The organism is Singulisphaera sp. GP187, assembly GCF_900129635.1.
GTDB lineage: Bacteria > Planctomycetota > Planctomycetia > Isosphaerales > Isosphaeraceae > Singulisphaera.
Genome location: NZ_FSRB01000001.1, coordinates 788,833 through 807,001 on the forward strand (window position 1 = coordinate 788,833; position 18,169 = coordinate 807,001).

The window sequence follows — 18,169 nt, forward strand, 5'->3', positions numbered from 1 at the left end:
ACCTGGCCTGGGACGACTCTAAGAATCATAGGCCTGGGATGGCGGGCGGGTCGGATTGATCGATGGTGAACCGGGAGACTTCTTCCTTGAGTTCGGAGATCGCTTCACGGAGGTGGTCGGTCGCCTTGTTGAACTCGCGGAGCGAGATCGAGGTCTGGTGGGCTCCGTCGCTGAGCCGGACCACGGCTTCGCGGATCTGGTCGGCCCCTTGCGACTGGACTCTCATGCCTTCGGTCACCTGCTCGAAGCGGCCGGTCAGGCCTTGGACGTCGGAGATAATCGAGCCGAGTTGCTCGCCGATGTGGGCCACCTCGCCGACCCCTTGGCGGACCTGGTCGGTGAACTTGTCCATCTCCATGACGCCGGCAGAGACGCTGTACTGCATCTCCTTGACCATCCGCTCGATGTCGAGGGTGGCCACGGCGGTCATGTCGGCGAGCCGACGGATCTCGCGGGCCACGACAAGGAAGCCGAGGCCGTACTCGCCAGCCTTCTCGGCTTCAATCGCCGCATTGATCGAGAGCAGGTTCGTTTGGTCGGCGACCTTGGTGATCGTGGTGACGACCAGGTTGATATTGGCGGCCCGCTCGCTGATCACCGAGAGTTTGGAGCTGATCGACCCGGTGGAGTCGGCCAGGCTCCGCATCGATCGGCCCATATTCGACAGGCTTCCCTGTCCCTCGGTGGCCATTTGAGCGGTCTGGGCGGCGACCTCGTTCACCTCGTTCATGGTCCGGAGCAGTTCCTGGCTGGTCGCCGAGATCTGCTTGGCCGCCGCGGCCGCCTCGCTGGTCGAGGCGCCATACTCGTTGACCGTCTCTTGCTGTTGTCGCGAGGTCGCGGCGATTTCGGTGGCCGTCGACATCAACGCGACGCTCGACTTCTGGATCTTGCCGATCAGCGTTTTGAGGTCGCGGGTCATTTTCTTCACCGCGTTGAGCAGTTGCCCGGCCTCTCCCGTGGCTCGCGACTTGATCTGAACGCTGAGGTCGCCGGACGCCACCCGATCGGCCACGTCGGCCGCCTCACGGATCGGTCTTGAGAGCGAGCGGGCCACGAGAATCGCCACCAACCCGACGGCCACCACGGTCAAGCTGAGCAGGATCACCACGACGATTCGTTGCTGGCGGATGAGTTCGAACGCCTCACCCACATTCTGCTTGACGACCATTCCCCAACGGTAGGAAGGGAGGTAGGACCAGGCGGCGATCACGCGCTGGCCACGATAGTCGAGTCCCTCACCGTATCCCCGCTTCCCCCTGAGCGCGTATTGCATACCTTCCGACGCCGCTCCTCCCATCGGGAGTTTGAGGCGGAAGGCCGACGTGCGGTCGAACCGGGTGGGGGCAACAAAGGTCATCTCGTCGCCAATCCGCATCGCGACCACGGTTTCCCCGGATTCGCCCAGCCCGGAGTAATCCTCGAACACCCGGAACACATGCGAGTTGCCCAACTCGACGATCGCGACGCCCACGGAGACGCCGTTTTGCATCACCGGACCGGCCACGAAGGCGGCGGGCTGGGTTCGGCCCGGATAAAGCTGGAAGTCCGACATCACGGCCTGGAGCAAGGTCCGGGCCCGCACAAACGTATCGGCGAACTCCGTCCCCTTCATCGGACCCGTCAAGAGGTTCGTTCCCGTATCGAATCCGCGCTGATACGCGGCCAGGGGAACTCCATCAATATCAAAAATGTAAATATTGGGATACCCGTAAGCGTGTGCAAAGACTCCCAGTCCGGAACGAATCGAACCGGCTTCGCGCCGGAACTCGTCCGACTCGCGTTTCCCCTCTTTGGCGAGTTGTCCGAGATGCGCGACGGCCGTGACCACGGCAGGGGCTTGGCCGAGCACGGCGACGTCTCCCCGCCGCTCGCGGAGGAAGTTTTCGAGCTGGGTGGTCTTGGCGTCCGCGATCACCATCAGCCGATCACGAACCGAGATCTCCACCGACCGCCGCGACAGGTAGGACGTGACCGCGGTCAGGATGATGCTCGGGACGAGCGCGATCACGAGGAACCAGAAGAGTAGGCGGCTCGCGATGCTGGCGTTGGCGAGCGAGGGGAGTCGAAGGTTCATGCGCGGGTGGACCTGTGTGTCGGGGTGGCCGAGATCGGGGCTTTGAGGGTTCGATTCCGGAAGCCTCCGTGCCGGTTCTCGCCTCCCTGGGGTCGATCGGTCGGTTGGTAGCTCGGGAGCACTTCGGTCAGTCAGGTGAGGACGGACGGACCATCGCGTTGGAGTTGACCCAGCTCCCCCCCCATCGCATGTACATCTCTTGGAGGAAGGCGTCCCACTCCGCCACACTCCGCGTGATCGGATAAGGCGAGGGCCGGATCGGCTTGTCCACCGACCAGACGATCTCGAACTGGCCGTCCATCCGTGCCTTGGCAAGATAGAAGGGACGCCAGGTGTGTTGCGTCTCGGGATCGACCGAGATGATCCCCTCGGGGGCGTCGAGGCTTTGCCGGAGCAGGAACAGCTTGACCGTCTTGAGGTCGATCGAATTTCCTTCCACGACGGCCTGCGCCCAGAGTCGCACACTGTTGTACGACGCCGCCGTCACGTCGTTCATCACCCGGTCGGCGCCGTACTTCGCCTGGAACTTCCGCACGAACTCCTTGTTCTCCGGCCGGTCGACCGACTGGAAGTAGCCCCAGGCCGAGTAGTGGCCGGCCAGATCCTTGGGGTCCATCTTGCGAAGCTCGTTTTCGCCGACGCTGCACGAGATCACCGGGATTTGGTCAGGAGTGACCCCAGCCTGGCGGAGCGTGCTGTAGAACGCGAGGTTCGTCTCTCCAGCGATCGTGCTGAGCACCACGTCGGGCTTGACCTGCTGGATCTTTGCCACCATCGCTTTGACGTCGGAGGTGCCGAAGGCGCAGTATTCCTCGCCGACCGTCTCGGCCCCCATCCCTTTCAACGCGTCCTTAGCGATCGCGTTGACCGTGTGCGGCCAAACGTAGTCCGATCCGATCAGAAAGTATTTCCGGGCCTTCAAGGTGTCGTAGCTCCACCGCAAGGCCGGCAAGACTTGCTGAGTCGCCACCGACCCCGTGTAGATGATGTTGGGCGAGATCTCCAGCCCCTCGTAGGCCATCGGGTAGATCATCAGGTGATCGGTCCGCTCCACCACCGGCAGCACGCTCTTGCGGCTCGCCGAGGTCCAGCAGCCCACGATGATGTCGACCTTCTCGCTGCTGATCAGCCGCTCCGCCTGCTGCGCGAAGGTCGTGGGGTCGGACTTGCCGTCGGCGACCACCCCGATCACGGGCCGGCCCAGGAGCCCGCCCGCTGCATTGATTTCCTCGATCGCGAGTTGTTCCGCGTCGATCATCGATTGCTCGCTGATCGCCATCGGCCCGGTCTGGGAATGGAGCAGCCCGACCCGGATCGGCAGCCTGTTCCCCTCGGTGAACGCCCAGGTGATTCCGGCAATTGCGGCGACGGTCACCAGCAAGACGGCACCCACGATCAGACCGCGTCTCATCGGCCATCCCCTACAATACGGTCTTACCGAATCGCGATGGCACCCTTGACGGCAAAACCGCCTGGAACCGATTCGAGGGTGCTCGCTCAATCGCCACTCTATTCCAGGAGTATAGCTGAGAAAATGTGACGCGATCGGAATTCTCGGCGCAGCTTGGCTATCTTTCTCGGACGGGCATGGCTCGCCCGCCTTTGCAGGAGTGGTTCGCGTGCGGAATGCAATTCAGGGCGTGTGTAAGAAGTCAGCCTGATTCTTGTCGGGTGGGCACGGCCCACCAGGTTTTGCTCTGAATCAGGAAGAGTTCTCCACTCCTTTCCAAGCCACTTGGCGAAAGGCCTCGTGGGCCGTGCCCACCCGATAAGGCCATCTCACTCACGCTCTCAGGACGTCCGTTGGGTCGACATGTGGCCCTGAGTTCCCCAAAGCGAGGGGTCTCTGCAAGACTTGTGTTTGGAAATTACTGGACTTTCCGAAACTTCACCAATTTGCGGGCGTGAAGCCCCTGCCTTCAGGCATGGGGAGGTAAGCCCGCCTCCGGATTGGTGGGATTCGGACAACCCAGTTGACGCACGGACACCGATTCGTACCATGGATTTGTAGGAACTGGCTTCGGCAAGGTGGACGCCGGGTTGGAGGGATAGGCCCTCCGTAAAAAGCCAGCCTGAAGGACAAGGCAAGAAGGTTCATTAGGCACTCCTCTCCGGAGCACCGGCTACGAACCTCCAAGCCATCCGGTCGCAAGACCGGGTACAGGCCGTAGAGGGATCGCGGTAAGCCGGCCTGAACTGGACGGTGGGCCCCAAGGAAGTGGCCGGGCCAGCGGGCCAACACCGATCCGGAAAGCCCCTCCTTTCAAGGATGGGGTCGCTTACGCATTCACGTGAGGAGGCGGTCCAGCATTGGTCGGATGCCTCACCGAGGGGGTAGGAGGCCTCAGCGAATTCCGTTTGCCTGACCCAACTCGGTCATCGTTACTGGCCTGGCGGCCTTTCCTCTCTCCACTGCCCGGCCACGAGATGCCTTACTACGGGCTCCTCGTCCCCGACGTGGAAGGCACGCACCCGCACCTGGACGATCCGGTCCGCCTCCGTCACCCGCTCGTGCTGGCGCAAGTGCTCGACGAGCGACTCAACCAGGAAGACCTCGATCGTACTCCCCGGATCGGCGACGTCCTGGAACACGTCCCAGCGCAGGGCACCGTCTCGGAGTCGGGTGCGGCCGAGCGGCCGGAGGGCATCCTGGAACTCACCCGCCCGGGCCGGATCGATGCGATACTCCACCGTGACGAGCACCGGCCCCTGATCCAATTCCAACCCCGGCACGGCCGCCATCTCAGGCCAGTGCCGCGACGGATCGAGGTCCGGCCCTTCGCCCTCGGGCAGGTGAAAACGTAACGCCGCCAGCAGCCCGAGGAGCATCCACGTTGCGGCGGCCGTGAGCGCGAGCGACGGGCCGGCACGGTCCGCGGCGAAGCCCCAGAGGATGCTGCCCGCCGCCATCCCGCCGTAGAAGACGACGAGATAGAGCGCAAGCGCCCGCGCACGGACCCAGCGCGGGACCTCCGCCTGTGCCGCGGCGTTCAGGCGAGTCAGGGGGGCGAGCCATGCCGCGCCCGCGAGCACCAGGAGGACGCACCGGGCCGGGTAATAGGGGACCCAGGCGACGGCGAGCGTCGAAGCGGCGAGGCCGATCGTCCCGCCCGTCACTGTGGCGTCCGCGTTCAGTCGCCGAAACGGGCCGGAGATCAGCAAGGCCGAGATGACCGCCCCGACGCCGAAGCATCCGAGGAGTATGCCGTAGTGTCCAGCACCCAGGCTTGGGTCTTGTTTTAACAGGACCGGGAGCAGCGCGAGGAGGCTGCTGCCCCCGACGACGAAGGCTGCCGCACGGACGAGGACGGCTTGGAAGGCCGGGGCATGGAGGACGAACCGGATCCCGGCCCGCATGGCGCCGACAAGACGCTCGGCGGGCAGGGTGCTCGTCTCTCGGGGGCGGCGCCACCGCCCCAGGACGAAAAGGACGCCCAGGAACGTGAGTGCGTTGAGCAGGAACGCGGCCGCGGCGCCCGCCGCGGCCACGAGCAGCCCGCCCAAGGCCGGACCGATCGCTCGCGCTACGTTCATCGAGACCCCGTTCAGGGCGACCGCCGCCGGGACTTCCTCGCGAGGGACGAGCTCCGGAGTGGTCGCCTGCCAGGCCGGGGCGTTGAGCGCCGAACCCAGGCCCAGGAGAAAGGTCATCGCCAGGAGGCCCCATGACGTAATGGAGCCGGTGAACGTGAGGGCGGCGAGGGCGGCGGTGACCAGGAGCATCCAGCACTGGGCCGCGAGGAGGAGCCGGCGGCGGTCGACGATGTCGGCGAGCGCCCCGGCGGGGAGCGCGAGGACGAACATCGGGAGGTTGGTCGCCGCCTGGACGAGGGCCACCATCAGCGCCGAGGCGGAGAGCTCCGTCATCAGCCAGGCCGCCGCGACGTTCTGCATCCAGGTGCCGACGTTCGACCCAAAGGAGGCGATCCAGAGCCAGCGGAACAGCGGCCGGGCGAGCGGGACGAACGGCGACGGGCCGACGGCGATCGCCGCGGTCTCCGAGACGGGACCAACCTCCCCGGCCTTTTCGTCGCCCGCTTCCCGATCGGTCATGGCCGGTCAATCCCTCCGAAGTTCCGGAGACTTCGCCCTGAAGCTGAGTCTGACCTCGGCCTGCCGGCGAGCTTCATTGCTTTCGCATATGGGGATCCGACTTTCGGGTCGCGGCCATCGTGGCCGCCTCGGAACTCCCTCGTTTTACGCCAATCACCGTATCGTCGAAGTAAGCGGGGCCCGCCTCGACCTCCCACTCCTCGAGCGTCCACTCCCTGGCGAGCCCTTCCTTCTGGAGGCGTCGCTCCGTGTCGTAGGCGAGGAGCATGCCCTTCACGACGGCCGACTCGACGTCGCCGGTGCCGAGCTTCGTGTTGCCCTGGTCCCGGATGAGCGGGGCGAAGGCCACCCGGCGCACGCCCAGCCGGGACGCCTCACGTAGCGCCACCCGCCCGACCCGTTCCAATCGGGCGAGCGAGAGCGAGTCCTCCTCGCCGAGGCCGACGAGGAGGAGGGCCCTTGCCTTGATCGAGCCCTTCGGCGGGATGAGGAGGAGCGTCTCAAGCTCGGCTCCTTCGAACTCGCCCCGCTCCCGGAGCGTGGAGATGGCCCCGCGGAACTCCTTGTCGAGCTCGACCGGCGCCCCGGTCATCCGCTTCGCGCCTTCCGCGGTATATTTGAAGTAGCAGACGACCTGGAGCGGAGTTTCCGCGGTGTACGGGCCCTCCATGCGAACCTTGATCGCCACCCCATGAGGGGCCTCGATCGACTGCTGCTTGACGTCCTGGGCCACCGCCTTCGGATGAACGCCCGGAAGCGTCAGGCTCGCGAACAGGGCGAGAGCCGCGAATGGCGACGGGTGAAGCTGTCTCATGGTGCCTCCGGTCGTAAAGCGTGGGATGCTGACTTTGGAATTTGAATTAAAACATGTAGTCAAGCCACACTGTGACGTAATCGATGTCCTTCGCCGGCGGGTTCTCCTCCAGGTACTGGCCGGTGAAGAAATGGACGTAGCTCGCCAGGACCGTGATGTGACGCGTGGCCTTCCAGGCCGCGGTGAACGAGGGAGAGCTTCCGACATATCGCGCCCGGCTCGGAGTTCCCGGCCGGATCGGCGCACCGGAGAGGCTGTAGATGCCGTCTTCCAGGCTCTCCCGCCAGAAGAAATTCCAGTCGGCAGTGGTCGTCACCTTCTCGCCGAAGCGGAGGTCGAGGACGGGGTGCAGGTCGATGATGTTCTGGGGGCCGATCGGGTTCGCGAGGTTGAAGTAGGCGCCGGAGGGGAAGAGGGGATTGAACGTCTGGAGGTTCGGCGAGCGAGGGTTACGGTCACCGCTCGCGACGTCGAATCGCACGCCGAACCGGGGGCGGAGAGGCAGCTTGTCGAAGTTGTAGCGCACGGCGTTCGCGGCGGTCCACGCCTGGATGTCGCCGCTCCCGAAGCGGCCGAACTGCGCGACGTATTCGAGGTTGTACTCCCAGGGCATCGGCCTTCCCCAGATGCGGGTCCCGAGCGAATGCCGGAGCTCACCGCCCTTGCCCTGGTTGTAGGTCGCCTGCTTGTTCTCGAAGCCGAGGTAGTAGAGATCGGTATGCCCGTCCGGCAGCACGGCGAGCGGGTGGACCGCATAGACCCCCCAGAGCGAGACGTGGGGGTTTGGATCGTTATCGAAGACGTCGGGACGGTTGCGGACCGGCTTCGACCAGAAGCCGTCCACCTGCCAGTCCCCGGCCTTCAGTAGCATCCGCGCCGCGTCGAACGAGCGACGGAGGTTCGCACCCTCGCGCACGTCGACGAGTCGCCCGGAGCCGTAGGACATCTCCTGGCGACCGGGTCGGAGGGTCAAGGAATTCGATCCCTCTTCGCCCCAACGCCGCACGAGATCCAGGAATGCTTGATGGGCGTCGAAGCGATCGACGTCGACGTCCGGGCGCGGGCCGCCGATCAGGCCGGTCTCGAAGCCGCTCTGGAGTTGGCCGAAAAAGCGGAGGTTCGGTCCGAGGTGCAGGTCTCCATGCAGCATGTAACGCTGAACGAGGTCGTTGTTGTTCCCATGACTATTCGAGGGCGCGCTTCCAAAAAATGGGTTCTGATTGAACTCGAAGCGGGGACGAGCCGTTCCGCCGAGCGACAAGTAGCGGTCGTCCCGATCGCCCAGAGGGATGTACTTCAGGACGTCGAGAGGATCGGTTCGCCGGCTGGGGTCCTTGAGGGCGCTGTAATCCTCGTCGTAGCGGAGCAGCTTGTAGGTCTCGAGGTTGGAGCCCTCGATCGCCTGACTGCCCGGCCCCATGCGTCCGGGCGGGGCCGATGGGGCGGGTGCGTCGGTCGAGCCTTCGGGCCTTGCCACCGGTTCCGGGACCGACGATGAGCGGACAAGGGGCGGCACCTGCGCGAACGAGCGGGGGACCGGCAGGACACCCAGACTCGTCGTCGCCGCGAGGAGAATGCAGGCCCCGAGGTGTGTCCTGCCCGAACGCATACCCGATCTCCTCGAGCCGGTGGAAGTGAGACCGCCACGATTCTTCAGTGGTTATCGTCGGCCGAGACGCCCTAACTCTTTCAAAACGCAGAACCGCCGCAACCCGGCCCGTACTCGCTCAAAACGCCCAGCACGCGCAACCGGTCCCCCAAAGCCTGTCTTTGCCCGGTGAACGTGCCGGGGCGAGGGGCCGGTCGAGCAACCCGCCGAGGCCCGAGCCCTGGGCGCACAGGCTCGAGTGGTGGTGCGCCCCGCCCGCGTGGTACCCCCCGTATGCGGCGACCGGGGACCAGTCGGGCGAAACCGGGAGTGCGGGGGGGGCGTGCGAGGCGAAGGGCCCCGACCCGTGGACGACCTTCCCGCCGACCACCGTCAGCACCGACTCGATGGCCCGGATCTCCTCATCCGGGACCCGGAAATAGTCGGCCGAGAGGACGGCCAGGTCGCCCAACTGGCCGACGGAGAGAGCGCCCTTGCCGGCCTCCTCGCCCGACATCCAGGCGGAGCCCTGGGTGTAGAGCCGCAGCGCCGTCGCCCGGTCGAGCCGGTTCGCCTCGGGGTAGAGGGCGAGGCCGCCGACGGTCTTCCCGGTCACCATCCAGGACAGCGACACCCACGGGTTGTAGCTCGCCACCCGGGTCGCGTCGGTCCCCGCGCCGACCGGAATTCCCATCGCGAGCATCTTCGCCAGCGGTGGCGTCCGCCCGGCCGCGTCGGCCCCGTATCGGTCGACGAAATACTCGCCCTGGAACGCCATCCGGTGCTGGACCGCGATGCCCCCGCCGAGCGCCCGGATGCGCTCGAGGTTCCGCTCGGTCACGGTCTCGGCGTGGTCGAAGAACCATCGCAGGCCGTCGAACGGCACTTCGCGATCGACCGCCTCGAAGACGTCGAGGAAGCGGGCGATCGACTCGTCGTAGGTGGCGTGGAGGCGGAACGGCCAACGGTGTTCGGCGAGGAGCTTCACCACTCGGTGGAGTTCCCCCTCCAACTCCGGGGCGAGGTCCGGTCGGGGCTCGAGGAAGTCCTCGAAGTCGGCGGCCGAGAAGACCAGCATCTCTCCGGCCCCGTTCATCCGGTAGTAGTCGCTCCCCGCCCCCGGCTTGGTCATCTCGACCCACTTCGCGAAGTCTTCCAGCTCACCCTTCGGCCTCTGGGTGAACAGGTTGTAGGCCACCCGCACCGTCATCTCGCCCCGACGGTGGAGGTCCTCGACGATCGCATAGTCATCCGGGTAGTTCTGATATCCGCCGCCGGCGTCGATCGCACTGGTCACCCCGAGCCGGTTCAGCTCGCGCATGAAGTGGCGGCTGGAGTTCAACTGGTCGGCGGGCGGGAGCTTCGGCCCCTGGGCGAGGGTGGCATACAGGATCATCGCGTTCGGCCGGGCGATGAGGATGCCGGTCGGGTTCCCCTGCTTGTCCCGCTGGATTTCTCCCCCCGGAGGGTCGGGCGTGTCCTTCGTGTACCCGACGGCGCGCAAAGCGGCCGCGTTCAGGATCGCCCGGTCGTACAGGTGGAGGATGAAGACCGGCGTCTCGGGCGCGGCGGCATTGACCTCGGCCAGGGTCGGCATCCGCCGCTCGGCGAACTGGAACTCGCTCCACCCGCCGACCACCCGCACCCACTGCGGCGGCGGAGTCCGCTTTGCCTGCTCCATGAGCATCCGGAGGGCGTCGGCAAGCGACGGGACGCCGTCCCAGCGGAGCTCGAGGTTGTAGTTCAGCCCGCCTCGGATCAGGTGCAGGTGCGAGTCGTTCAGCCCCGGCACCACCCGACGCCCGGCTAGGTCGATGACCGTCGTCGCGGGGCCGCGGAGCTCGAGGGCGTCGCCGTCGGTGCCGACCGCGGCCACTCGTCCGCCGGCGATCGCGACGGCCGCCGCTTCCGACGCGGCGTCGTTCGTGGTGATCTTGCCGTTATGAAGGATCAGTTCCGCGGTGCTCATCGGCTTTGTCTCCCCGTACTGGATCGGCCCGGCCGTCCGCTGGGTACCCTGGAGTGAGAGCGAACGCCGTGAGGTGTACGCCTATTCCTCTCAGGCTCGCTTCCTTCCACCGTGGCTTCACCACTTTGCGGGCGTGAAGCCCCTGCCTTCAGGCATGGGGAGGTAAGCCCGCCTCCGGATTGGTTAGATTCGGACAACTCAGTTGACACACGGGCACTGATTTGTACCATAGATCGTTTGGAACTGGCTTCGGCAAGGTGGACGCCGGGTTGGAGGGATAGGCCCTCCGTAAAAAGCCAGCCTGAAGGACAAGGCAAGAAGGTTCACAAGGCACTCCTCCCGGAGCACCGGCTACGAACCTCCAAGCCATCCGGTCGCAAGACCGGGTACAGGCCGTAGAGGGATCGCAGTAAGCCGGCCTGAACTGGACGGTGGGCCCCAAGGAGGTGGCCGGGCCAGCGGGCCAGCACCGATCCGGAAAGCCCCTCCTTTCAAGGATGGGGTCGCTTACTTGTGCGAAACCGCCGACGGGACGACGTACTCGGGGAACTTCGTCGCCGGGGCCCCGTGCACCATCGTGTACGCGTACTCGACGCCCATGCCGTAAGCCCCGAAGTGGGTCTTCACGATGTCCATGACGGCGTCGTACGTGCCGGTCGCGGCCCAGTCGCGCTGCCACTCGAGCATCACTGAGAGGGCGGTCACCGGCTTCGCCCCGGCCTGGACCACGCGCTTCATCGCGTTGTCGTGGGAGAGCTGACTCACGTCGCCGCAGCAGTCCTCCACCACGTAGACCTCATAGCCGTCGTGGAGGGCCTGCACGGTCGGCAGCGCGACGCAGGTCTCCGTCCAGAGGCCCGTCAAGACGATCTTCTTCCGGCCGCTCTTCTCGATCGCGGCGACGAAGTTCGTGTCGTCCCACGAGTTCATGGACGTCCGCTCGATCGGCGCCTGACCCGGGAAGATGGCCTGGACCTGGGGCCACATATTGCCGCTGAAGCTCTTGGTCTCGACTGTCGAGAGGACCACGGGGACGCCGAAAACCCGCGCAGCCTTCGAGAGCGCAACGTTGTTGTTGATGATCGATTGCCGGTCGAAGTTGGCCACGCCGAACAGCATCTGGGGCTGGAGGTCGATGAGCGTGAGGACGCAGTTGTCCGGGGTCAGCAACCCCTTCTCGCTGAGCTTCGGCCGGACCGGATCTTGAGACATGACTTCCTCCTGTTCGGGAGTAAGTGACGGATGAGAATGAGACCGTGACATTGCGATCAAGAGGGCGACGAGATTGGAATGTCGGGCCGTTTAAAAAAAATTGAGACAGACCGAGAACAAGCGAAAGCCACTGTCGCGTATTAGCCGAGCAGGGAGCGACTGCAATTGGATAGATTGCGAGGTCTATCTTTCGATAGAGGAAGTGGGAAAGTGGGGCCGGTGCTGTCGATACCCGGAAGGACCTATTCCCTGACCAGTCCCCGCTTCAGGGCCGTCGTCGCGGCCTGGGTACGGTCGTGGACGCCCAGTTTCTCGAGGACGCGGTTGACATGGGATTTCACCGTCCCCTCGGTGATGTTCAGGTCCGCGGCGATCTCCTTGTTGCTGCGTCCAGCGACGATCCGACGCAGCACTTCCAGTTCCCGGTCGGTCAACTGGGGGCTGGCCGTCCGCTCGGCCAGCTTGGCGGCGATGAGGGGCGGCACGAAGGTCTGGCCCCGGTGGACCTTCTCGATGCAGTCCACCAGCTCCTCCAGGGTCACGTCCTTGAGGAGGTAAGCCTTGGCCCCGGCCTGGAGCGCCTGATAGACGTCCTCGTCGCCGTCGTAGGTGGTCAGCACGATGATCCGTGCGATGAGGAATTGCTCCCGGATGGCCCGGATGGCTTCTACGCCGCAACGGTCCGGAAACCGCAAATCCATGAGCAGGATGTCGGGCCGATGCCGGGCGTATTGCACGACCGCCTCCCCGGCGGTGCCGGCCTCGGCCACGACCTCCATGGAGGGCAGGCGGTCGAGCATTGACCGAAAACCCTGCCGGACGAGGTGCTGGTCGTCGGCGATCATGACGCGGATCGGCCTGTCTTTAGCGACCATGATAATTCGACGAGGGGGCCGTTGCTCTTGTACCGCCCCAGGTTCTCTGGACAGTCCATTCAGAGTAATTGCTGGATCATCCGAAGGCCAGATCCCAACGAAAGAATGGGTCGATGCGGCCGATGCCGGTCCAAAGCGGCTCACCCCTCGAACCGGGGCGGCACCGCTCGACGGCCACTCAAATCATCGACGCGAAGTGCCGGACCGCCGCGGGTCGAGGGTGACGTCGGTACGCCCTGCGTGCCGTGACGGTGCTCAGCCTCTTCCCGGATCGTTGAGAGGGATCAGCGACCGATCGCGCGATCCTCCAACGATCGGGCACGGCGGGCGTCGGGCTTGGAGACCGGGCCAAGGGCGACGACTTTGTCGAGTCCACGTCGAACCCGTAGACTTCCAGGCGGTAGACGAATGATCGAACCCGCTGGGAACGCCGGGCGACTGTCGGTTTGCTCATCCGGTCGGCGCAAGAGACTGAGCGAGGCTGGTTGCGTCATGGGTGATTTCCCACGCCACGCACGGGCGGTGGCTCGGATAGCGAGGTTAGCCGAAAGACCGAACTGGCTTCGGATTCCTTCGTAGCAGGCGTGCTGAACTTTGACCTTGTTGGTGGATCCGATCGACCGGGCCGACTCGGCAGCGAAGTCGCAAGCCAGCGCAAACGCCTTGAGCGTGGCGTCGATCTCCGAGGCTTGCTCGGGTCTCGGGGCCAGTTTGCAAACCACCGTTCGGGTGGTTTCCATGACCTGTTCCTATCACATGAATCTGTCGCACACACTTAGGAGCGGCTAAAGCCGCGGATCGCATCCTCCACTGCCACTAATGTGGCGTGCCTTCCGCGGGCTAAAGCCCAAAATTTGTGAAACCTAGGGCGTCACCGCCTGTTTCCTTCGAGCATACACGAAGAACTTCAACCAGATTGGGCCTACGGAGACCGGCCTCGACGGAACACGCCCCGAGTTCCTCGACGGGCAACAGCTCGCACGAAAAGGACAAGCCATGACCAAGCACGTCAGCAAGCGCGCGGTCGTGAACGGCGTCCATCTTCACTACATCGTCGCCGGCGACGGACCGGTCGTGCTCGGCATGCACGGTTGGCCTCAGAACTATCGCGAATTTTTGCCACTGATCGACAAGCTTGCAGGCCAGTATCAATTTATCGTACCTGATCTGCGGGGTTTCGCCGACAGCGACAAGCCGTTTTCGGGCTACGAGCCGAAGACGATCGCCCAGGATATGCTGGAGCTTCTTGCGGCCGAAGGCGTCAACACGTTTCACATCCTGAGCCATGATCTGGGTGGCCCGCCCTCTGTCGCGCTGGCCTACATGGCGGGCGATCGCGCGCTCGCTCTCCACGATCGAAACGTCGTTCTTCGGGCTCGATTTCCCCGGCTATGTCGATCCCCGCGTGCCATATTGATATCGTGATATGCATATGAATATTGGGGTCACGGCCTTCCTCGTCGAGGGACGTGAGGATCGGTATTTGAGGCATTTCTTCCGCGATTTCGCCTACAACCCCGACGCGGTACCCGAGGAAGAGGTCGAGCGTTATGTCATTCAAATGCGCCAGCCGGGCAATCTGCGCGCCAGCCTCAACCATTACGGCTACATCCCGCAGATGGCGGAGCAGACGGCGGAACTGACGCGGGAGACGCTGCAGGTGCCGATGCTCGCCTGGGGCGGCGTGCGTTCTTTCGGGTCGCATTGCATCGACAGCGCGAAGGCGATCTCGGTCAGCGCGGAAGGCGGCGTGATCGAGGAATGCGGTCATTGGGTGTTCGAAGAAAAGTCCGACTTCATTTGCGAGCAGCTCGCGAGCTTCTGGCCGCGTCACGGGGAGTCAAAATGACCGCCCCCATCTCCAACGCCCCGGGCGCAAAGTCGCCGGTCGCGATCTCGAAGGTCGATCATACCGGCATCACGGTGTCGTCGCTCAAGGATGCGCTCGATTTCTGGGTCGACGTTCTGGGATTCCAGCAGCGCTATACCTGGAAGTTCGAGAACACTCCTTTCATCGAGAATCTCGTAGGAGTGAAAGGTGCCGCGATGTCCGTGGCCATGGTCGAAGGCTACGGACACAGGGTCGAGTTGCTCGAATATCTGGCCCCGGCGGACCGCAAGCTCATCAGGCCTCGGTCGTGTGACATCGGCTCGGTCCATATCGGGCTCTACGTCGATGACCTCGACGTCGCGCTGGTTCGTGTGGCGGAGGCCGGCTGGATGCCGGTCGCGGAACCACAAACGGTCCAAGGTGGCGAGCGAGACGGCATGCGCCTGATCTACGTGCGCGGGCCGGACGGGGTGACGATCGAGTTCATCCAGTATGTGCCCGAACGGCGTCGAGCACCAGACGACGCTGGGACGGCGCGTACAGACTGACAGATCACGATGGGCAGTCTGGGGAGGTCGTTGGACCATGCGTTCCGCGTTGATCCTGAGCATCTGGATCACCTACCCGGCTACGACTTTCGGTGATCCCCCCCAACGCGATCGGCGGGGATCATGAATGGAGCGGATCCGAGGTAGCGGCGATCGGCGCCGCTCTTTATCATGTTTGATGTGGCTCGTGCGTTATTCCGTGGGCTGAGAAGAGGCGTTTGCACTGTGGGTTCACCTGCGCTGAACGTTGCCATCAACGGGGCTACGGGACGGATGGGCGTTCGACTCATCCAGTTGATCCAGGCGGATCCTGGACTTCGCCTGGCCGCGGCCGTGGATCGGCCCGACCATCCCAAGCTCGGCGAGGACGCCGGAACGCTCGCTGGTCTCGGTCCCCTGGGCGTGCCGCTCTCGGGGTCGCTAAACGGCCCCGTGGATGTCGTGATCGATTTTTCGTTGCCCGCCGGAACGCTGGCGATGGCCAAGGTTTGCGCGGAACTGGGCGTGCCGATGGTCATCGGCACCACCGGATTCGAACCGGAGCAACGGAAGGCCTTGGAGCAGGCGAGTGCCAAGATCGCCTTGTTGATCTCGCCCAACCTGAGCCGAGCGGTCAACTTGCTGATGCGACTCGCGGGCGAGGCCGCTCGTGCCCTGGGAGACTCGGCCGACATCGAGATCTTCGAACGGCACCATCATTTTAAGAAGGACGCCCCGAGCGGGACCGCCCTCCGTCTGGCCGAGATCGTCGGGGACGCGGTCGGTTCGTCGCAGTTCGTTCATGGCAGGCAGGGCGAGGTTGGCGAGCGTCCGCGCGGTGAGATCGGAATTCATGCGCTTCGGACGGGGGACAATCCGGGTGAGCACACGATCGTCTTCGGACTGATGGGGGAGTGCCTGGAACTCTCGCATCGCGCCTTGAATCGCGATGGGTTTGCCCTGGGCGCACTCGACGCCGCCAAGTACCTGGCCGGCAAACCGCCGCGACTCTATACGATGGCCGACCTGCTCGGTTGATCGCTCGCCTTCCCCTTGACTGAAGGAGGCTGTCGGTCATGGCCCTCTGTGATGAAGGCTATCGTTGCGAAGTCTGTGGCCAGGATGTCGAGGATCTCACGCAGTCCGACCTCTACCTGCGTTATGTCCTCGGTGAGGTTGACCCCGAGACCCTCCACGTCAGGCCGGAACGGCATCTGGCGTGCAACCCGTCGCTGGCCCAGTTCATCGTGGCGGACAGTTTCCCCGCCGTCACGGTCGAGGGATTCTTCGCGAAGTCGGAACTCGACCCGGATTTCGTGGCGGCCGAGGAAGCGCGTGTCACGCGCGGCTATCTCCGGCTCCTTGAACTCATGTCCGTCGACTTACCGATCGTCGAATATCCGCTGCCCGAATTCCGGACCCGATGGCAAGGCCTTGCCGACGGGGAAGCGGAAAGCGAAAGCGATAAGGATAGGGAAGGGGAGGGGGCCGCCACGGTTGGGACCGAGCCGCCGAACCGTTCAGGTCGAGACACCGATGAGATGTCTCGGAGATGAATTTTATGCCCCCTGATCATTTGTATCGGTTGCCGATGGGTCAGTCCCCTGCGCAGTCATCACGGAGTCGCGTCCTGTTCCTCGACGATGACCCGGGCCGGGCCGCGATCTTTCTTGCGGAGGTCCCCCACGCCGTCTGGGTCTCCACGGTGGAAGAGTGCCTTCTGCGGCTCGAGGAGGAGTGGGACGAGGTCCACCTCGATCACGATCTTGGGGGAGAAACGTTCGTCGATTGCGGCCGGGACGATTGTGGGATGGAAGTCGTGCGCTGGCTCTGCCTCGAGGCGCATCCTCACCTGACCCCCACCCAGTTTTACGTTCACAGCCATAACACCGGGGCGGCCGACTTGATGGTGATGCAGCTGCGGGTCGCTGGGTATCAAGTGGAAGGCCGGCCGTTCGGCCATTACGCGCCGTTGCCAGCCCACTCGCACCCAACGATCGTGGGATTTCCTTCCCGACCGCGCGGTTTCTCGCTCTGGCTGCGCGAACTCGGCCGTTACCTGTTCGGGTCGTCCCGGTCTTCCGGCTGATGCCGGACCTCACCCTGGATTGTCAAGGCAGGGGGGCAAACTGTATGGTGGCGCCCCGGATCGTGACAACATAAGACTTACCTCCTACGTCTTCGGACGCCAAAGCGGATGGAAGAGTGCGATGAGAACGGTAATCACCGGCGGCGCGGGTTTCGTGGGCTCGCATCTCTGCGAGCGGTTCTTGGCCGAAGGGGACGAGGTCCTCTGTGTCGATAACCTTCTGACAGGGCATCGCCGCAATATCGTTCATCTGATGAACGACCCCAAGTTCCAGTTCATCGAGCACAACATCTCCGAGCCGCTCCAGGTCGACGGAGCGGTGGACAATGTGCTCCACTTCGCCAGCCCGGCGAGCCCGGCCGACTACCTGGCCCATCCCATCCCGACCCTCAAAGTCGGCGCCTTGGGCACGCACAACGCCCTCGGCCTGGCCAAAGCGAAAGACGCCCGGTTCTTGCTGGCGAGCACGTCGGAGGTCTACGGCGACCCCGAGATCCACCCCCAGCGCGAGGATTACTGGGGCAACGTCAACCCGATCGGCCCGCGCGGTTGCTACGACGAGGCCAAGCGGTTCGCCGAGGCGATCACGATGGCCTACCACCGTTACCACGGCGTGAAGACCCGGATCGTCCGGATCTTCAACACCTACGGCCCTCGGATGCGACTCAACGACGGCCGGGTCCTCCCCGCCTTCATGGGCCAGGTGCTCCGGGACGAGTCGCTCACCGTCTTCGGTCAAGGGGACCAGACCCGCAGCTTCTGCTACGTCACCGACCTCGTCGACGGCATCTATCGGCTGCTCCACGCCGATTTTTCCGAGCCGGTCAACATCGGCAACCCGTCGGAATTGACCGTGCTCGAACTCGCGAAAGAGATCATCGCCATGGTCCCGACGACCAAGAGCACGATCATCTACAACCCGCTGCCCCAGGATGACCCCAAACGCCGCCGCCCCGACATCACCCGGGCCCAGCAATTGCTCGGCTGGAACCCCACCATCGACCGGGCCGAAGGCTTGAAGCGGACCCTGGAGTACTTCCGGACCGTGGTCTGAGCCGCCCATTGCCCCTTGGCCTGGATCGTCCCACCTGAGAATTCCCCAAAGGCGAGCGGGGAGCGGATCGCTCCCCGTTC

General features: G+C 64.5%; 16 protein-coding genes. 7 read left to right on the forward strand and 9 right to left on the reverse strand.

The features are described 5' to 3' along the window. Nucleotides 1–25: 25 nt before the first annotated feature. The 9 genes from BUS42_RS03150 to BUS42_RS03190 all read right to left on the reverse strand — a co-directional run bounded on the left by BUS42_RS03150 (nucleotide 26) and on the right by BUS42_RS03190 (nucleotide 13,328). The gene (locus BUS42_RS03150) at nucleotides 26–2,077 is read right to left on the reverse strand and encodes a methyl-accepting chemotaxis protein (RefSeq protein WP_074305188.1); all 2,052 of its coding nucleotides are present in this window, start codon (nucleotides 2,075–2,077) and stop codon (nucleotides 26–28) included. 127 nt (nucleotides 2,078–2,204) lie between these two features. Further along, on the reverse strand, nucleotides 2,205–3,488 hold the full coding sequence (locus BUS42_RS03155; protein ID WP_074305191.1) for an urea ABC transporter substrate-binding protein: 1,284 nt from the start codon (nucleotides 3,486–3,488) through the stop codon (nucleotides 2,205–2,207). A gap of 971 nt (nucleotides 3,489–4,459) precedes the next feature. Continuing rightward, nucleotides 4,460–6,130 (reverse strand): MFS transporter, encoded by a 1,671-nt coding sequence (locus tag BUS42_RS03160; RefSeq protein WP_083670039.1) that lies wholly within the window; start codon nucleotides 6,128–6,130, stop codon nucleotides 4,460–4,462. 73 nt (nucleotides 6,131–6,203) lie between these two features. After that, complete coding sequence (locus tag BUS42_RS03165; RefSeq protein ID WP_074305193.1) at nucleotides 6,204–6,944, reverse strand: M17 family peptidase N-terminal domain-containing protein; 741 nt, start codon at nucleotides 6,942–6,944, stop codon at nucleotides 6,204–6,206. Between the two features lie 46 nt (nucleotides 6,945–6,990). Then, entirely contained in the window at nucleotides 6,991–8,553 is a 1,563-nt protein-coding gene (locus BUS42_RS03170; protein ID WP_083670040.1) for an alginate export family protein, read from the reverse strand. A gap of 118 nt (nucleotides 8,554–8,671) precedes the next feature. Beyond that, nucleotides 8,672–10,501: an amidohydrolase gene (locus BUS42_RS03175; protein WP_074305196.1), complete on the reverse strand. Its 1,830-nt coding sequence runs from the start codon at nucleotides 10,499–10,501 to the stop codon at nucleotides 8,672–8,674. Nucleotides 10,502–11,008: 507 nt separating this feature from the next. Continuing rightward, entirely contained in the window at nucleotides 11,009–11,713 is a 705-nt protein-coding gene (locus tag BUS42_RS03180; RefSeq protein WP_074305198.1) for a hydrolase, read from the reverse strand. 242 nt (nucleotides 11,714–11,955) lie between these two features. Beyond that, complete coding sequence (locus BUS42_RS03185; RefSeq protein ID WP_216820999.1) at nucleotides 11,956–12,558, reverse strand: response regulator; 603 nt, start codon at nucleotides 12,556–12,558, stop codon at nucleotides 11,956–11,958. 314 nt (nucleotides 12,559–12,872) lie between these two features. After that, on the reverse strand, nucleotides 12,873–13,328 hold the full coding sequence (locus tag BUS42_RS03190) for a hypothetical protein (RefSeq protein WP_074305202.1): 456 nt from the start codon (nucleotides 13,326–13,328) through the stop codon (nucleotides 12,873–12,875). A gap of 256 nt (nucleotides 13,329–13,584) precedes the next feature. On the opposite strand from BUS42_RS03190, the gene BUS42_RS03195 reads away from it, so the two are divergent. The 7 genes from BUS42_RS03195 to BUS42_RS03225 all read left to right on the forward strand — a co-directional run bounded on the left by BUS42_RS03195 (nucleotide 13,585) and on the right by BUS42_RS03225 (nucleotide 18,089). Then, a complete protein-coding gene (locus tag BUS42_RS03195) occupies nucleotides 13,585–14,013 on the forward strand; it encodes an alpha/beta fold hydrolase (protein WP_074305204.1) in 429 nt (142 codons plus the stop codon). Between the two features lies 1 nt (nucleotide 14,014). Next, on the forward strand, nucleotides 14,015–14,437 hold the full coding sequence (locus BUS42_RS03200; RefSeq protein WP_074305206.1) for an alpha/beta hydrolase: 423 nt from the start codon (nucleotides 14,015–14,017) through the stop codon (nucleotides 14,435–14,437). Then, nucleotides 14,434–14,967, forward strand: coding sequence for a VOC family protein (locus BUS42_RS03205; protein ID WP_074305208.1), 534 nt, complete (start codon nucleotides 14,434–14,436; stop codon nucleotides 14,965–14,967). The genes BUS42_RS03200 and BUS42_RS03205 overlap by 4 nt, the downstream gene beginning before the upstream one ends. A 225-nt stretch (nucleotides 14,968–15,192) precedes the next feature. Next, nucleotides 15,193–15,984 carry a 4-hydroxy-tetrahydrodipicolinate reductase gene (gene dapB, locus BUS42_RS03210; protein ID WP_074305210.1) on the forward strand — a complete coding sequence of 264 codons (792 nt, stop codon included), beginning with the start codon at nucleotides 15,193–15,195 and terminating at the stop codon, nucleotides 15,982–15,984. A 38-nt stretch (nucleotides 15,985–16,022) separates the two neighbouring features. Next, on the forward strand, nucleotides 16,023–16,502 hold the full coding sequence (locus BUS42_RS03215) for a hypothetical protein (RefSeq protein ID WP_074305212.1): 480 nt from the start codon (nucleotides 16,023–16,025) through the stop codon (nucleotides 16,500–16,502). Nucleotides 16,503–16,507: 5 nt separating this feature from the next. Further along, nucleotides 16,508–17,035 carry a cyclic-phosphate processing receiver domain-containing protein gene (locus BUS42_RS03220; protein ID WP_254053273.1) on the forward strand — a complete coding sequence of 176 codons (528 nt, stop codon included), beginning with the start codon at nucleotides 16,508–16,510 and terminating at the stop codon, nucleotides 17,033–17,035. 121 nt (nucleotides 17,036–17,156) lie between these two features. Then, complete coding sequence (locus BUS42_RS03225; RefSeq protein ID WP_074305216.1) at nucleotides 17,157–18,089, forward strand: UDP-glucuronic acid decarboxylase family protein; 933 nt, start codon at nucleotides 17,157–17,159, stop codon at nucleotides 18,087–18,089. The last annotated feature ends 80 nt before the right edge of the window (nucleotides 18,090–18,169 follow it).

Excerpts from the sequence above, each read along its gene's own strand:
- BUS42_RS03150 (WP_074305188.1), bottom strand. The coding sequence starts at position 2,077 with ATGAACCTTCGACTCCCCTCGCTCGCCAACGCCAGCATCGCGAGCCGC.
- BUS42_RS03155 (WP_074305191.1), bottom strand. The coding sequence starts at position 3,488 with ATGAGACGCGGTCTGATCGTGGGTGCCGTCTTGCTGGTGACCGTCGCC.
- BUS42_RS03160 (WP_083670039.1), bottom strand. The coding sequence starts at position 6,130 with ATGACCGATCGGGAAGCGGGCGACGAAAAGGCCGGGGAGGTTGGTCCC.
- BUS42_RS03165 (WP_074305193.1), bottom strand. The coding sequence starts at position 6,944 with ATGAGACAGCTTCACCCGTCGCCATTCGCGGCTCTCGCCCTGTTCGCG.
- BUS42_RS03170 (WP_083670040.1), bottom strand. The coding sequence starts at position 8,553 with ATGCGTTCGGGCAGGACACACCTCGGGGCCTGCATTCTCCTCGCGGCG.
- BUS42_RS03175 (WP_074305196.1), bottom strand. The coding sequence starts at position 10,501 with ATGAGCACCGCGGAACTGATCCTTCATAACGGCAAGATCACCACGAAC.
- BUS42_RS03180 (WP_074305198.1), bottom strand. The coding sequence starts at position 11,713 with ATGTCTCAAGATCCGGTCCGGCCGAAGCTCAGCGAGAAGGGGTTGCTG.
- BUS42_RS03185 (WP_216820999.1), bottom strand. The coding sequence starts at position 12,558 with ATGATCGCCGACGACCAGCACCTCGTCCGGCAGGGTTTTCGGTCAATG.
- BUS42_RS03190 (WP_074305202.1), bottom strand. The coding sequence starts at position 13,328 with ATGGAAACCACCCGAACGGTGGTTTGCAAACTGGCCCCGAGACCCGAG.
- BUS42_RS03195 (WP_074305204.1), top strand. The coding sequence starts at position 13,585 with ATGACCAAGCACGTCAGCAAGCGCGCGGTCGTGAACGGCGTCCATCTT.
- BUS42_RS03200 (WP_074305206.1), top strand. The coding sequence starts at position 14,015 with ATGCATATGAATATTGGGGTCACGGCCTTCCTCGTCGAGGGACGTGAG.
- BUS42_RS03205 (WP_074305208.1), top strand. The coding sequence starts at position 14,434 with ATGACCGCCCCCATCTCCAACGCCCCGGGCGCAAAGTCGCCGGTCGCG.
- BUS42_RS03215 (WP_074305212.1), top strand. The coding sequence starts at position 16,023 with ATGGCCCTCTGTGATGAAGGCTATCGTTGCGAAGTCTGTGGCCAGGAT.
- BUS42_RS03220 (WP_254053273.1), top strand. The coding sequence starts at position 16,508 with ATGCCCCCTGATCATTTGTATCGGTTGCCGATGGGTCAGTCCCCTGCG.
- BUS42_RS03225 (WP_074305216.1), top strand. The coding sequence starts at position 17,157 with ATGAGAACGGTAATCACCGGCGGCGCGGGTTTCGTGGGCTCGCATCTC.